1 protein-coding gene is annotated in these 1,597 nt (G+C 55.0%); it reads right to left on the reverse strand.

Features of this window, described 5'->3' with window-relative positions; genetic code table 11:
- Window positions 1-389: 389 nt before the first annotated feature.
- Window positions 390-1,259, reverse strand: coding sequence for an HNH endonuclease (locus E8P82_RS14890; protein ID WP_136455834.1), 870 nt, complete (start codon window positions 1,257-1,259; stop codon window positions 390-392).
- Window positions 1,260-1,597: the final 338 nt, after the last annotated feature.

Raw genomic sequence — 1,597 nt, forward strand, 5'->3', positions numbered from 1 at the left:
CGCCGCGACAGCCCCCGAAACACCGCTACTCCTCACAGCCCTCCAGCGGCTCAACGCCCTCGCCCCGCCATAGGATCAACGACCGCCGACCACCCCGACACAGAAAGACGAGCAGCTTCACCGTGATGGACGTGGAACCATCACCGATCACCGCCACGGTCAGCGGCAGAAATCGTCACACCCACATGCCAACATCAACACCATCAGGCAGCCAGTAAGCCCCGATCACCGCAAGAACCCCGCCTCATGAAAGATCGAGGCTAGGGCCTACTGAATAGCGGTCACAGTCGCAATTATATCGGTGGTTGTACCCAGTTCAGTAACGTAGGTCGGTGTCGGCTTAGAGTACGGGGTGAGGATCAGCGCGCCGTTCAGGGTATTGAAAGCGCTTACCACTGAAAACGTGGAGAGCGGGAAGCGCGAGACTCCGCAAAAGCAAACAGCGCCTGCACCACGAGCGCGCTATCCAAATCTTCCTGGGCGAACTGAGGTATATGGATGCCATACTGCAGCGGCAGGTCTTCCACGAGCACTGTCACGTGTCCCTCCTCTTGGCGGAAGAATGGATCCAGGCCTTCTCGAACAAGGTCACCGAAAATATTGATGTAACGGGTAATTTCAAGGCTTAGATCCGACAAATACGCCCGCCGGGACTTGTACTTGGCCAGTAATGAATTGTAGCGCTCAGGATCCCACACAGGGATTCTGTAGAACGTTGGATAGCGCCGCCAGTTATCCCCATATAATAGCTCCGCATACTCATTAAACACATTGAGTAACTCATTCAGAAAAAGACCAATGTTGACAACCGCCGCCTTAAGCCTGTCGTGCCCTTTTGGCCAAGGCCTCGTCGCAATCCATAACGCGCATTCGCGAAGCCTTTCTTCCGTGGCAACTGCTAATTGAATTGGGCCTCCGTCGAAGATTGGGCGTATCTCGTGCGCCCAGGTATCGAGTCCCAACTTCGTCGGCAGTTGATCGACTATTTTTGCCCATAAAACTTCGTTTGCATCGACCTTCGACCCCAACGTCTCTCGCACCCAGGCTTCGTGATTTGCTTTTGTCTCGTACAAAAACTCAACGGTGTACTCTTGCGGAGCTTTGTCGATGCGAGTGTGGTCATAAGAGCACAGCAGAATAAGATTGCTGTAATCGTCACGTTGCGCCGGGGTCAGCGGGGATTTGCCGCGCGGCCCGTCTTTCTCCTTCGCAACAATATGCGCTTCTTCACCGAGAATTATTGCGCCGGTGCTGTGCACAAGGTCTTGGCTAAGTTCTCGGCGACACTCTGCCCATGAACAGTGGTTGGCCGCTCTGCCCCAGAGGAGCTTTCGCGAAACGATTGGTATAGACACTCAAGTTCTTCCTGATCGATCTATGAAATTTACTGGCTCATCGCAATGCAGGGTGTAGGCGGGGTGGGCGCGTCGGTTTTGGGGTAGGGGTCGAGGTCCTCCGATGATGGGAGTTCTCACGCTATCCATCTGGAAGACCTCGACGTGTCCCACGCTACCTTTGCTGCCCCTGACCTGACCACGTTTTGCCGGCTCGATGAGCTCGGCTTGAGAGCTGTCGGTCAGGAAGTGACGCTCGACGA

The sequence above is a fragment of the Arthrobacter echini genome (genome assembly GCF_004803505.1).
Classification (GTDB): Bacteria; Actinomycetota; Actinomycetes; order Actinomycetales; family Micrococcaceae; genus Arthrobacter_D; species Arthrobacter_D echini.